The following is a 12725-nucleotide window of genomic DNA, read 5'->3' on the forward strand; positions in this document are numbered from 1 at the left end:
CGCCTGATGGACGCCATCTCCGTCATTCGTACGAAGCGCGACCGCGGCCGTCTGACGGACGCTCAGATCGACTGGGTCATCGACGCCTACACGCGCGGCGAGGTCGCCGACGAGCAGATGTCGGCGCTCGCCATGGCGATCCTGCTCAACGGCATGGACCGCGCCGAGATCGCCCGCTGGACGGCCGCGATGATCGCCAGCGGCGAGCGCATGGACTTCTCGTCGCTGCCGCGCCCGACCGCCGACAAGCACTCGACGGGCGGTGTGGGCGACAAGATCACGCTGCCGCTGGCCCCGCTGGTCGCCGCGTGCGGAGCCGCCGTACCGCAGCTGTCGGGCCGCGGACTCGGCCACACCGGCGGCACCCTCGACAAGCTGGAGTCCATCCCCGGCTGGCGTGCGCGGCTGACCAACGAGGAGATGCTGGCCGTGCTGCGCGACACCGGCGCGGTCATCTGCGCGGCGGGCGACGGGCTCGCCCCCGCGGACAAGAAGCTCTACGCGCTGCGCGACGTCACCGGCACGGTCGAGGCCATTCCGCTCATCGCCTCCTCGATCATGTCGAAGAAGATCGCGGAGGGTACGGGCTCGCTGGTGCTGGACGTGAAGGTCGGCTCGGGCGCCTTCATGAAGAACCTGGACGACGCGCGTGAGCTGGCCTCGACGATGGTGGGCCTGGGCACCGACCACGGCGTGAAGACGGTCGCCCTCCTCACCGGCATGTCGACCCCGCTCGGGCTGACCGCGGGCAACGCGCTCGAGGTCCGCGAGTCGGTGGAGGTCCTGGCGGGCGGCGGCCCGGCCGACGTCGTCGAGCTCACCCTCGCGCTCGCGCGCGAGATGCTCGACGCGGCGGGCCTGAAGGACGCCGACCCGGCGAAGGCCCTCGAGGACGGCTCCGCGATGGACGTCTGGCGCCGCATGATCGCGGCCCAGGGCGGCGACCCTGACGCGGCACTGCCGGTGGCCCGCGAACAGCACGTGGTCACGGCACCGGAGTCCGGCGTCCTGGCCGGCCTCGACGCCTACGCGGTCGGCGTCACCGCCTGGCGCCTCGGCGCGGGCCGCGCCCGCAAGGAGGACCCGGTCCAGGCGGGCGCGGGCGTGGAACTGCACGCGAAACCGGGGGAGACGGTGACGGCGGGCGGGCCACTGCTCACCCTCCACACGGACACGCCGGAGAAGTTCGATTACGCGCTCCGGTCCCTGGACGGCGCCATCGACATCGCCTCGCCCGGCACGACGTACGAACCGACGCCGGTGGTGCTGGAACGTATAGCTTGACCTGCGATTTTCCTGGTTCGGGTGAACGGGACCTGCGGACCCCCGGTCCCGTTCGGCGTGCTGTAGCGGCCACGGACCGAGTGCCGCGCGGAGTACCCACGCCGTCCCACGATGAAGGGCCGCCCACCGGCGGTGGGCGGCCCTTCGGCGAGATGCGCATGGGCGCCGGTTACGACCGCGCCGCCACTGCCGTCGCGCGGCCCCGGCCCGCCGGGTGGGATGCGCGGGCGCGGCGGTTGGCCGCCGCGCGGCGGTCCGTTAGGGCGCGTCGCGTCGCGTAGATCGTGATGCCCGCCGCCGTCAGGACGGCCAGCAGGCCGAGGGCGACCGTGCCCGCCCAGCCAGCCGCGCTGTAGGCGAGCGCCCCCAGCGCGCCGCCCGCGCTGCTGCCCACGTAGTACGCCGTCTGGTACAGCGCCGAGGCCTGCGCGCGGCCCGTCGTCGCCGCGCGGCTCACGGACGAGGACGCCACCGCGTGGCCCGCGAAGAAGCCCGCGGTGATCAGCACGAGACCGGCCAGCACCGCGGCCAGCGCGTCCGACAGGCTCAGCAGCAGGCCCGCGGCCGTGGTGCTCACCGCCGCGTAAAGCGCGCCGCGCCGCCCGAGGCGGGCCACGAGGCGGCCGGCCGCCGCCGACGAGACCGTACCGACCAGGTACACCAGGAAGACCGAGCCGACCACGCCCTGCGGGAGGCCGAACGGCTCGCCCACCAGCCGGTAGCCGATCACCGTGTAGACCGCGCCGAAGACCGTCATGAACAGCGCGCCGATCGCGTACAGCCGGCACAGCAGCGGGTCGGACAGGTGGCCGCCGACCGTGCGGGCCAGCGCCCGCGGGCTGACCGCGGACGGCGTGAAGTGCCGGGCCTTCGGCAGCAGCAGCCGGAAGGCCACCGCGCACAGCACCGCCAGCAGACCGACAGCGGCGAGCGCCGCCCGCCAGCCCCAGGCCTGGGCCACCCAGCCGGTGACGATCCGCCCGGACATGCCGCCGATGCTGTTGCCCGCCACGAACAGCCCGATCGCGCCGACCAGCGCCTTCGTCCGTACCTCCTCCGCCAGATACGCCATCGCCGAGGCGGGCAGACCGGCGAGCGCGACGCCCTGGACGGTGCGCAGGGCGACCAGCGTGCCGAGGTCGGGGGCGAAGGGCACGACGAGCGACACGAGCGCCGCGACCGTCAGCGAGGCGGTCATCATCGCCCGGCGCCCGAACCGCTCGGACACCGCGCTGAGCGGGAGTACGGCGAGCGCGAGGGCGCCCGTCGCGGCGGACACCGTCCAGCTCGCCGCGTCCGGTGTCACGCCGAAGCCCGCGGAGATGGCGGGCAGCAGCGCCTGGGTGGAGTAGAGGAGCGCGAAGGTGGCGACTCCCGCCGCGAACAGGGCGGCGTTCATCCGGTGGTAACCGGGGCCGCCGGGGCGCAGCTTGGTGGCCTCGGGGTTCGGGTCGTCGAAGGGCTTGGACGGAGCGGTGGAGGCGTCCACGAGGGTGGTGGACGCCCCGGTATCTGCAGGAGGCATGTATCCAACGTAGGCACCCCCGTTTCATGCGTCCAATGCACGAACTCGTCATAATCGTTCCCATGGCGCATGACCGCAGCTCACGACCGCGTACGTCACCGAACAGCAACGAAGAAGACATCCGGGCAACAGGACGGCCAACGGGCGAGCCCGGCGCGGCCGAGCTCGACCCGGAGTCCTGGCCCGCACTCCTCGCGCCGCGGCTGGCGCAGTTCGCGGGCGTCGCGCGGCACGAGCATGTGACGCGCGCCGCGCACCAGTTGGCGGTGCCGCAGTCGACTCTCAGCCGGGCGATGGTGCGGCTCGAACAGGACCTGGGCGTCGCCCTGTTCGCCCGCCACGGCCGTACGCTCTCGCTGACGCCCGCGGGCCGCTCCTTCCTCGGCTCGGTCGAGCGCGCGCTGGCGGAGGTCGAGCGCGCCGCCGAGTCCGTACGGGCCGACGCCGACCCGGCAGCGGGCAAGGTCGCCTTCGGCTTTCTGCACACCCTCGGCTCCGAGACCGTCCCCGGCCTGCTGCGCACCTTCCGCGCCGAACACCCGCGGGTCCGCTTCCAGCTCGTCCAGAACTACGGCGAGGCAATGATCGAGCGGATGCGGGCGGGCGGACTCGACCTGTGCCTGACCTCGCCGATGCCGGACGCGCCCGACCTGGTGGCCCGGCGTCTGGACGAGCAGAGGCTCCGGCTGGTCGTGCCGGACGACCACCGCCTCGCCGCACGCAAGCGCGTACGCCTCGCCGAGGCCTCGGGCGAGCTCTTCGTCACCCTGGAACCGGGCTACGGGCTGCGGCGGATCACCGATGCGCTGTGCGCGGAGGCGGGGTTCACGCCGCGGGTCGCCTTCGAGGGCGAGGAGGCGGAGACGCTGCGCGGGCTGGTCGCGGCGGGGCTGGGGGTGGCCCTGCTGCCGCCCCCGGCGGTCCCGCGACCCGGCGTCGCGGAGCTGACGGTCACGGCGCCGCGTGCGGTCCGCGAGATCGGCGTCGCGTGGCTCGAAGGCCGCCCGGACACCCCGCCGGTGACCGCATTCAAGCGCTTCCTCCTCTCCCGCCGCGGCCAACTGCTTCCCCGCTGAGGGGTCACGCGGCCGTACGGATGGGGATTCCTCCCCGGTTCCGGGGGACGGCTGGGCCGGCTTGGCGGGTGGGCCCCGCTCACCCGGAGCCGGGGCATCCCGCCAGACCTCCGGCGGCGAGGTCGTCCGGGCCGAACAGGATCTCCTCGGCCCGCCGGCTCGTACGGCTGCCGAGCGCGCCGGGGGCCTCGGCGGACCTCCTGGCGGGTACCGTGCCCGAAGCGGCCGGCTTGCGGAGCAGGAGCAGCGCCGCATCGTCGTGCAGCCGACCGCCCACATGCGCCAGCAGCTCCTCGTGGAGCGCGTCGAGCGTACGGGCCGGCTCGTCGGACGCGTGCCGCGTCACCCGCTCGACGAGCGGATAGAACTCACGGCCGTCGTTGCGGGCCTCGATGACCCCGTCGGTGTAGAGCAGCAGCTGGTCCCCGTCGGCGAACGGCAGTACCTGAAGGCTCGGGGTCTCGCCGGTGAGGGCGCGCAGCCCCAGCGGCGGGGCCGGGTGGACCGGCTCGAGGGCCGTGACGCCGGATCCGCGCACCAGCAGCGGAGGCGCGTGCCCGCAGTTGACGATCTCCATACGCCCGGTCGCGGGGTACCCGGCGACCACGGCGGTGACGAAGTCGTCGGAGCCGAGGTTGCGCGCCAGGCTCCGCTCGATCCTGCCGACGACGTCGAGGAGATCGGGCTCGTCGTAGGCGGCCTCGCGGAAGACACCGAGCACGAGCGCCGCGGTGCTCACGGCCGGCAGACCCTTGCCGCGCACGTCGCCGACGATCAGCCTGACCCCGTACGGGGTGGGCAGCAGCGCGTAGAGGTCCCCGCCGATACGGGCCTCCGCCGCGGCGGCGCTGTAGCGGACGGCCACCTCGAACTCGCCGACGGTCGCCGGCACCGGCTTGAGGAGGGCGTGCTGTGCGGCCTCGGCGACCGAGCGGACGGCGGCCAGCACCTGTTCGCGGCGCTCGCGCAGCGCGCCGGCCAGGCTGCTCGCCAGGGTGACGGCGACCAGCGCGGACAGCACGATCGCCAGCTCGCGGCCCGGCACGCCGTGCCAGGCCCCGAGCGTGGCGCCCAGTGCCACGGCGAGGAAGCCGGTCCTGAGAACCCCGAGCGGCCTGCTGGTGGCGGCGGCCAGCGCGGGAGCGACGGCGAGCAGCGTCAGCCAGCTCATGGCGCCGGTGAGGAGGGCGAGGAGCACGGCGGCGACGATGATCAATATGGGCACAGTGGCGGCGAATTGGGCGGCGGCGAAGTGGGCGGCGGCGCGTGGCCAGTGGTGCTGATGGTCTCGTGCCTGACTCATGTGTCGTCCGGAGTCCTCATCTGTTCGCGACATGTGTGCCTGAATGTCTGTTTCATCCAGGGAACAGGCTGCCCGCGGGCGTCACAAGGACAGGAATTTCAGATAGTGAGCGAAAGGCCCCTGGTCACGCGGCTCGCCGCCGGGACCAGCCGCTCCCGTATCTGCTCGAGGCGCGAGAGCCGGTCCGCCGGCAGGGAGACGCCGAGCGAGCCGAGCGTGTCCCCCATGTAGACGGGCACCGCGGCGCAGACCGTACCGAGGGAGTACTCCTCCAGGTCCAGAACGGCCGGGGTGGCGGGGGACGACTCGAGCCGCCGGATCAGCTCGGGCCGGCGGGTGATGGTGCGCGGGGTGAGGTCGGCGAGCGGGTGCCGGGAGAGGTAGTCGTCGCGGGAGTCGTCGTCCAGCTCCCGCAGGACGCACTTGCCCAGGGCGGTGGCGTGCCCGGCGTCCTCGAACCCCACCCAGAGGTCGACCCGCGGCGCCCGGGGACCGTCGACGATCTCGGCGACCCGGATCTCGCCCTCCTCGTAGAAGGTCAGGTACGCGGCGGTCGACAGCTCGTCCCGCAGCGCGGCGAGCGTGGGGCGGATGCGGCTGAGCAGCGCCTGCTCACGACTTCCGGTGTGCAGCGCGTGCAGCTTGTCCCCGAGGACGAACCTGCCGTCGGCGAGCTTCTGGACGTACCCGTCGTGGGTCAGTGTGCGCAGCAGATGGTACGTGGTGGCGAGAGGCAGCCCCGCCTCGCGCGCCAGTTGCTTCGCCGGCGCGCCGCTCTCGTGTGCACCCACGGCTTCCAGCAGACGGAACGCCCGCTGCACGGAAGAGATGAGCGTAGGGCCCTGAGCAGCCATGACTCCAGCGTGCGCCCCCTGCCCGGCGCAGGCAAGGACCTGCAGCCGCCGCAGCCGGGGGCCGCCGCCCGTCGTTCGCCTCGGCCGCCTTCTGCAACTGGCCACGGCCTCCGACCCAGCCACCCGGGCCGTCCGGTGATCGACGAGTCCCGCGGCGCGTTGCGCACGGTCAACGGCGGGAAGGTGCTCGTTCGTGGTCCGGCACCGGGCGTCAGCCCTTGTGCAGCTTGATATTGCGCATGGTCACAAAGGCCGTGGCGCACAGTTTCTCCTCGGCCTGGCCGACCGAGAAGACATCGGCCGCAGCGACCGTGATGGTGGTGCTCGCCTTGACCACCCGGCCGCGTGCGATGAGCTTCTCGCCCTTCGCCGGAGCCAGGATTTTGACGGTGTAATCGATGGTCATGTTCACCCACCCGGGCGGCAGCAAGGTGCCGGCCGCCGAGCCTCCGGCGAAGTCCGCCAGTGAACCGATCACCCCGCCCTGGAAGAAGCCGCTGTGCTCCGTAAGTGCCTTGCGGTACGGCTGAATGATCTCGACCTCTCCTGGTTCCACCCGACCGAAGTCGAAGCCCAGGTGCTGCGCGGCCGGCATGCTCAGCACCGCGCTCTTCACGGCCTGCGCGAAGTCGGGGTTCGCTGCCCTCGATGCTGTCATATCCGGAAACCTCCCTGCTGATCGGCGAGTTGTTCGGGCGGATCTCTCAGAAGGCCGAGGGATCCCCCGGTTCCCAGACCTTGAATCCGGGGCCGCTCGTAGACGCCCTCGGCGGGATGCACGGACCCGTCCATGAACGCGAGCAGATCCGCCTGATAGCGCTTGGCGCAGTTCCATTGCGGCTCGTTATACTTGAACCTGACGTCAGATTCAAGTAATGCTGCTCCGCAGCCCTGCTCTGGGCGGGCTCCGCCTACGCGAGGGGCCGTCGAGGCGTGGATGCCCTGACTAGGGGGATGACTAGGGAGTGATCCCACGTTGTGGGCATGCGTTCCGCCCCACGGAACGCATGCCCACAAACCAGCCTCAGTGGCGCAGCGCCGCGCCGAAGCCCGCCGCCAGGGGCATCCGCAGTCCCAGCGGCGGGGGAGCCGCCAGCGCGTCGGCCACCGGGCGGGAGAAGCCGCGGGCGAAGAGCGCGCCCAGTATGAAGTCCACGGCCAGCGAGAGGACTTCGGAGCGATGCTGGCTCAGGCCGTGGCCATCCGTGTGCACCTCGAAGCGGCACACATCCCGGTTGACCTTCTTCGCCCGCTCCGCGAGGCGGTACGACAGCTCGGGATCGGTCCGCTCGTCGTCCGTGCCGTGCACGAGCAGCACCCGCCGCCCGCTCAGCTGCTTCACCGGATCGGGGCCCTCCGGTGTCCCGGGGCCCGGCAGCCAGGGGGCAAGCGCGAGTACGGAGTTGACGGCCGGATGCCCGGCGGCGCGCAGGGCGGCGCGGGCGCCCATGTCCGTACCGGCCAGGCAGACCGGCACGTCGCCGTAGCGCCGTACGGCCTCGTCCGCCGCCCAGCGGGCGTCCGCGACCGGGTGGGAGCAGGAGCCGTTCCAGCCGCGGTAGCGGTAGCGCACGACGTGCGCCACGAGCCCGTCGCCACGGCCCTCCCGGGCGAGCCGCCTGGCTATCGGCCGCGCGGCCGCCGCGGTGACCGGCGAGGGGCGCCGGGTGCTCACCGGCTCGCCGCCGGGCAGCAGGAGCAGCACTCCGTGGACCGTCTCACCGGTGCCGGTCGCCCCGACCGCCCGCCCCAGCCGGGCACCCCGCACCGGCGCTGCTTGCTGAGCCATGCCTGAAACGATGGCAGACGTACGGGTGTACTCCACCCCGCGTGCGGGTCACCGTTCCGTATCTATCGGAGCCCTCTACGCGCGTAGGCGTTACAGTGCGGAGATGACGAGCGAGACCATCACCACACCGACCCCGGACCAGATCCGCCGGGCCCCCAAGGTGCTGCTGCACGACCACCTCGACGGCGGGCTGCGCCCCGGCACCATCGTCGACCTGGCCCGCGAGACCGGCTACAGCGGTCTGCCGGAGACCGAGCCCGACAAGCTCGGCATCTGGTTCCGGGAGGCCGCCGACTCCGGCTCGCTGGAACGCTACCTCGAGACCTTCACGCACACCTGCGCCGTCATGCAGACCCGCGACGCCCTGGTCCGGGTCGCCGCCGAGTGCGCCGAGGACCTGGCCGCGGACGGAGTCGTCTACGCCGAGGTCCGGTACGCCCCCGAGCAGCACCTCGAAGGCGGGCTGACCCTCGAAGAGGTCGTCGAGGCCGTCAACGAGGGCTTCCGCGAGGGCGAGCGGCGGGCCAGGGACAACGGCCTCCGCATCCGCGTCGGCGCCCTGCTGACCGCGATGCGGCACGCGGCCCGCGCCCTGGAGATCGCCGAACTCGCCAACCGCTACCGAGACCTGGGCGTCGTCGGATTCGACATCGCCGGCGCGGAGGCGGGCTTCCCGCCCACCCGCCACCTCGACGCCTTCGAGTACTTGAAGCGGGAGAACAACCACTTCACCATCCACGCCGGCGAGGCCTTCGGGCTGCCGTCCATCTGGCAGGCGCTCCAGTGGTGCGGCGCCGACCGGCTGGGCCACGGCGTCCGGATCATCGACGACATCGAGGTCGCCGACGACGGCACGGTCCGGCTCGGCCGCCTCGCCAACTACGTCCGCGACAAGCGCATCCCGCTGGAGCTCTGCCCGACCTCCAACCTCCAGACGGGCGCCGCCGCCTCGTACGCCGAGCACCCCATCGGGCTGCTGCGCCGCCTCCATTTCCGGGCCACGGTCAACACCGACAACCGGCTGATGAGCGGCACGAGCATGAGCATCGAATTCGAGCGCCTGGTGAGGACGTTCCGGTACACGCTCGATGACATGCAGTGGTTCACCGTCAATGCGATGAAATCAGCGTTCATTCCTTTCGATGAACGTTTGGCAATGATCAATGACGTGATCAAGCCCGGATATGCCGAGCTGAAGTCGGAGTGGCTGTTCCGCCAGAGCGCCGCAGGACCGGCTGTGACCAGCGATTCCGACGCCCCGCGGGACTGACGGCGGAATACCCGGAAATGGCACGAAGCGGCTGGGATTCTCATGACCCGGCCGCTTCCGCGGTTTGCGGCGAGCGGCCTTCGCTGGCTACTTTTCGGAGTCCCGCGGTCACGGCCCGTGCATGGCCGTATCTCCGCCATGCCCGTGTCGCAGTGCCGCCACACACCTCCCCCATCACGAGGATGTATTTCGATGAAGCAGGGAACCGCCAAGACCCTCGGTGTCGCCGCGCTCGGCGCCGCCTTCGCCGCTGCCGCCGCCGGCCCGGCCTCCGCCGCCGTCACCGGTGACGCGCTGCAGAGCCTGCCGCTGGGGGAGGTCACCAAGACCCTGCCCGCCGGTACGTCCGAGTCCGTCGGCGCCGGGCAGCACGCCGTCGCCCCGGCCACGGGCGCGGCTCTGCCCGGCGCCCAGCAGGGCCTGGCCGGTCTCACCGCCTCCGGCACCGCCGGGAACACCGGCGAAAATGAAAACATCATCAGGAACAACGGGAACACCGGGAACACCGGGAACGTCGGCAAGGGCGGCAAGAAGGGCGGGCTGCTGGGCGGCCTCCCGGTCGGCAACACGGCGCCGGTCGGCAAGCTCGGCGGCGCCCCGCTGGGCCTCTGACACCCGGAGAATCCGCCGACGACGCACGACGACACGACGACACGACGACACGACGACACGACGACACGACGACACGACGACGCACGACGACGACTCCGACGCGTCGAAGACGAAGGCCGAGCCCCTGCCCGTACAGCCGTACGGGCAGGGGCTCTTGCCGTGACGTCCGGCCGGTCGTGCCACCGGGCCGCGCGGTGGCCTTCGCGCCGGCCGCACGCAAAGCGCCGCTCTACGGGGCGATCCCGACCCTGGGGATCGTCGGAGTCGGCCCCTGAGACCCCTCCTCCCGGTGGAGGGCCGCCGCCGTTCCGCCCCGGTCCTTGCGGCGGAGCCGCAAGACGACTCCGAGCAGCGGCACCAGCAGCAGATACGCGATCGCCACCCCCGCCGTGTTCAGCAGCAGATCATCCACGTCGAGCGTGCGCCCCGACACGTCGGTCTGCAGCAGCTCTATGCCCAGCGACACCATCGCACCTGTGAACACCGTGTGCGCCAGCGAACCGAGACCGCACGCCGCGAGCCGGCCCTTCGCCATCGGCAGCAGCACCCCGAGCGGCGCGAGGAGCAGCAGCGAAGGCCCGAGGCTGTGCACTGCGTCCCACGGGCCCTGTGCCAGCTCCGCCCGTATCGTCACCAGCGGCCGCAGATTCGCCGCCGGCACCCACGGCACCCTCAGCGGGCGCAGCGTGAGCCAGCCGACGACCAGCAGATGCGCGACGAGGAGTACGAGTCCTGTCGCGCGGAAGCGGACGGTGGGGCGGTCGCCGGAGCCAAGACGGTGCACGACCAGGAGGACGCGGACCGCGGGCGGCCCGGTTCCGTGCTCAGCCCATCGGAGTGCCCGTGGTCTGTGCTGCGTCCGGCCGGGTCCGCAGGCCCTCGGTGCACGGATAGCGCTTCGGCTCGTCGTCCGAAGGACCGCCGAGCACCACCGAGCGGCCGCCGTCGGCCACGGTCGTCTCCGCGAACGTGCAAACGATCTGTGCGAGTGCATACGGCGGCAGCTCGTCCGGCAGCCTGCTCAGCCGCAGCGCCGCTTCCGGATCCCCCTCGCGCGGACCCGAGACCTCCAGGGAGCCCGGGACCTCGGTGGCGAACCCGGCTTCCGCCTCGGCCGCGGTCGGCTGGTCCTGCAGCTCGGCCAGCAGGGCGCGGCCGACCGCCGTACGGTCCGTGGAGAACCGGTCGCCCGGCATCCGCACCGTACGGTCCACCGTCAGCAGCTGCGCGCTGCAGACCAGATAGACCTTCACCGGCACGGAGTTCACCGAGTCCGCGGCCGCGCCCCGGTCCCCGGACACCTCACAGGACGCGCGCGAGGGCGCGGGACCGGCGTCCACGGGCACCGACGTGCCGCGGATGCCGCAGCCCGCGGCGCCGCTCAGCGCGCCCAGCGCGGCCGCCGCTGCCGCGGCCGTGCGCAGCCACCGCCTCATCGTTCGCCTCCGTCGTCGTCCGCGCCGCCGTCGCCGTCCTCGTCCGGCGCGAGCCGGGAGGCGTCCATGGGCAGCCGCAGGGTGAACAGCGCTCCGCCGTCGGGGGAGTTGGCCGCGGTGATGTCACCGCCGTGGATGTGCGCGTTCTCCAGCGCGATGGACAGGCCGAGGCCGCTGCCCTCGGACCTCGGGCGGGACGCGCTCGCCTTGTAGAAGCGGTCGAAGACGTGCGGCAGAACGTCCTCTGGGATGCCGGGACCGTGGTCCCTGACCTCGATGACCAGCTGTGCCTCTTCGGTGCCCTCGGCGGCCGTACGGACCGAGACCCGCACCGGCGAACCGCCGTGCTTCAGCGCGTTCCCGATCAGGTTCGCCAGTATCACGTCGAGCCGTCGCGGGTCGAGGCGCGCCATGATGCCGCGCTTGGCGTCCAGTTCGACCGCGTCCAGCCAGGCCCGCGCGTCGATGCAGGCCGTCACCTGGTCCGCGACGTCCACGTCGTCCAGCACCAGGCGCGCGGTGCCGGCGTCGAACCGGGTGACCTCCATCAGGTTCTCCACCAGGTCGCCGAGCCGGCGGGTCTCCGTCACCACCAGGCGTACGGCCGGCTCGATCATCGGGTCGAGGTTGTCGGCCTCCTCCTCGAGCACCTCGGTCACCGCCGTGATCGCCGTCAGGGGCGTCCGCAGCTCGTGCGACATGTCCGCGACGAAGCGCCGGCTCGCCGCCTCCCGCGCGCTCAGCTCCTCGACCCGCTCCTCGAGCGACTCCGCCGTCCTGTTGAACGTCCGTGCCAGATCGGCGAGTTCGTCCGTCCCCGACACCCGCAGCCGGGTGTCGAGCTTGCCCTCGCCGAGCCGCTTCGCCGCCTCACCCAGCCGCTGCACGGGCCGCAGCACGGTCGACGCGGCCGCCTGCGCGAGCAGTGCCGAGCCGATCAGCGCGAGCGCGGTGGCGATGCCCAGCGACCAGGCGAGGGAGTTGAGATCGTCGCGCTCGGAGGCGAGGGACTTGAGCATGTAGCCGGTCGGCCCGTCGCCGATCACCTTCGCGCCACCGACGAGGAAGGGGTCGCCGCCTATCGTGATCCGCTGCCAGTACAGGTGGTACGGCACCCCGTCGCCCTCGTCCGCCGGGCGCTCTTTGTTGACCGCCTTGCGCAGCGCCGGCGGCACCACGTTCAGCGTGAACACCTCGGAGTCCGAGGGCGCCGCGCAGTCGCTGCCGTCCTTCTCCCGGTCGATCAGCACGACCTCGTAGTGCTGCGTGGTGCTCGCCATCCGGTTCGCAGCGTCCTGGAGCTGGTCGCACGGCGGGCGCCGCGGCAGCGAACCGGCGTTGTCCTCCAGCGACTTGCGGAAGTCGTTGAGGGCGGCGTTCTGCGTACGGGTCAGCACCGCGTCCCGGTTCAGCCAGTACGCGATGCCGGAGGCGGACACGGCGGCGGTCAGGGCGACCAGCGCGAAGACGACCACAAGACGCAGCCGCAGGCTGGTCAGGCGCAGTACGGTCGCCGCCCAGCCGCGCACCCGGCCTGGCGGCGACGGATCCCTCACAGTGTCGTTTCCTTCGCCCC

12 protein-coding genes are annotated in these 12725 nt (G+C 72.4%); 4 read left to right on the forward strand and 8 right to left on the reverse strand.

Translation table 11 applies throughout. From position 1 onward, the window contains the following. Positions 1-6: 6 nt before the first annotated feature. Positions 7-1284: a thymidine phosphorylase gene (locus ACTWQC_RS31095; protein WP_443319205.1), complete on the forward strand. Its 1278-nt coding sequence runs from the start codon at positions 7-9 to the stop codon at positions 1282-1284. Between the two features lie 169 nt (positions 1285-1453). Here the strand turns inward: ACTWQC_RS31095 and ACTWQC_RS31100 are convergent, their stop codons facing one another. Next, on the reverse strand, positions 1454-2809 hold the full coding sequence (locus ACTWQC_RS31100; RefSeq protein WP_443319176.1) for an MFS transporter: 1356 nt from the start codon (positions 2807-2809) through the stop codon (positions 1454-1456). Positions 2810-2871: 62 nt separating this feature from the next. Here ACTWQC_RS31100 and ACTWQC_RS31105 point away from each other — a divergent pair, with 62 nt between their 5' ends. After that, positions 2872-3885, forward strand: a complete 1014-nt coding sequence (locus tag ACTWQC_RS31105; protein ID WP_443319177.1) for a LysR substrate-binding domain-containing protein — start codon at positions 2872-2874, stop codon at positions 3883-3885. Positions 3886-3964: 79 nt separating this feature from the next. On the opposite strand, the gene ACTWQC_RS31110 is transcribed toward ACTWQC_RS31105, so the two are convergent. The 4 genes from ACTWQC_RS31110 to ACTWQC_RS31125 form a co-directional block, all read right to left on the reverse strand. Then, entirely contained in the window at positions 3965-5188 is a 1224-nt protein-coding gene (locus tag ACTWQC_RS31110; RefSeq protein WP_443319178.1) for a PP2C family protein-serine/threonine phosphatase, read from the reverse strand. A gap of 98 nt (positions 5189-5286) precedes the next feature. Continuing rightward, positions 5287-6042, reverse strand: a complete 756-nt coding sequence (locus tag ACTWQC_RS31115) for an IclR family transcriptional regulator (RefSeq protein WP_443319179.1) — start codon at positions 6040-6042, stop codon at positions 5287-5289. 211 nt (positions 6043-6253) lie between these two features. Further along, positions 6254-6658 carry a PaaI family thioesterase gene (locus tag ACTWQC_RS31120; RefSeq protein ID WP_443319180.1) on the reverse strand — a complete coding sequence of 135 codons (405 nt, stop codon included), beginning with the start codon at positions 6656-6658 and terminating at the stop codon, positions 6254-6256. Positions 6659-7066: 408 nt separating this feature from the next. Further along, positions 7067-7831, reverse strand: coding sequence for an alpha/beta hydrolase (locus ACTWQC_RS31125; RefSeq protein WP_443319181.1), 765 nt, complete (start codon positions 7829-7831; stop codon positions 7067-7069). 103 nt (positions 7832-7934) lie between these two features. On the opposite strand from ACTWQC_RS31125, the gene ACTWQC_RS31130 reads away from it, so the two are divergent. Together ACTWQC_RS31130 and ACTWQC_RS31135 are read left to right on the forward strand one after the other, a co-directional pair. Further along, the gene (locus tag ACTWQC_RS31130) at positions 7935-9101 is read left to right on the forward strand and encodes an adenosine deaminase (RefSeq protein WP_443319182.1); all 1167 of its coding nucleotides are present in this window, start codon (positions 7935-7937) and stop codon (positions 9099-9101) included. Positions 9102-9293: 192 nt separating this feature from the next. Next, positions 9294-9713 (forward strand): hypothetical protein, encoded by a 420-nt coding sequence (locus tag ACTWQC_RS31135; protein ID WP_443319183.1) that lies wholly within the window; start codon positions 9294-9296, stop codon positions 9711-9713. Positions 9714-9942: 229 nt separating this feature from the next. On the opposite strand, the gene ACTWQC_RS31140 is transcribed toward ACTWQC_RS31135, so the two are convergent. Genes ACTWQC_RS31140 through ACTWQC_RS31150 form a run of 3 tightly spaced genes read right to left on the reverse strand, consistent with a single transcriptional unit; the run spans position 9943 to position 12705 of the window. Then, positions 9943-10497, reverse strand: a complete 555-nt coding sequence (locus tag ACTWQC_RS31140; protein ID WP_443319184.1) for a VanZ family protein — start codon at positions 10495-10497, stop codon at positions 9943-9945. A gap of 40 nt (positions 10498-10537) precedes the next feature. Further along, entirely contained in the window at positions 10538-11149 is a 612-nt protein-coding gene (locus tag ACTWQC_RS31145) for a hypothetical protein (RefSeq protein WP_443319185.1), read from the reverse strand. Next, a complete protein-coding gene (locus ACTWQC_RS31150) occupies positions 11146-12705 on the reverse strand; it encodes an ATP-binding protein (RefSeq protein WP_443319186.1) in 1560 nt (519 codons plus the stop codon). The genes ACTWQC_RS31145 and ACTWQC_RS31150 overlap by 4 nt, the downstream gene beginning before the upstream one ends. Positions 12706-12725: the final 20 nt, after the last annotated feature.

The sequence above is a fragment of the Streptomyces sp. 8N616 genome, assembly GCF_052246385.1.
Taxonomy (GTDB): domain Bacteria; phylum Actinomycetota; class Actinomycetes; order Streptomycetales; family Streptomycetaceae; genus Streptomyces.

Excerpts from the sequence above, each read along its gene's own strand:
- ACTWQC_RS31115 (WP_443319179.1), bottom strand. The coding sequence starts at position 6,042 with ATGGCTGCTCAGGGCCCTACGCTCATCTCTTCCGTGCAGCGGGCGTTC.
- ACTWQC_RS31125 (WP_443319181.1), bottom strand. The coding sequence starts at position 7,831 with ATGGCTCAGCAAGCAGCGCCGGTGCGGGGTGCCCGGCTGGGGCGGGCG.
- ACTWQC_RS31130 (WP_443319182.1), top strand. The coding sequence starts at position 7,935 with ATGACGAGCGAGACCATCACCACACCGACCCCGGACCAGATCCGCCGG.
- ACTWQC_RS31135 (WP_443319183.1), top strand. The coding sequence starts at position 9,294 with ATGAAGCAGGGAACCGCCAAGACCCTCGGTGTCGCCGCGCTCGGCGCC.
- ACTWQC_RS31100 (WP_443319176.1), bottom strand. The coding sequence starts at position 2,809 with ATGCCTCCTGCAGATACCGGGGCGTCCACCACCCTCGTGGACGCCTCC.
- ACTWQC_RS31110 (WP_443319178.1), bottom strand. The coding sequence starts at position 5,188 with ATGAGTCAGGCACGAGACCATCAGCACCACTGGCCACGCGCCGCCGCC.
- ACTWQC_RS31145 (WP_443319185.1), bottom strand. The coding sequence starts at position 11,149 with ATGAGGCGGTGGCTGCGCACGGCCGCGGCAGCGGCGGCCGCGCTGGGC.
- ACTWQC_RS31095 (WP_443319205.1), top strand. The coding sequence starts at position 7 with ATGGACGCCATCTCCGTCATTCGTACGAAGCGCGACCGCGGCCGTCTG.
- ACTWQC_RS31105 (WP_443319177.1), top strand. The coding sequence starts at position 2,872 with ATGGCGCATGACCGCAGCTCACGACCGCGTACGTCACCGAACAGCAAC.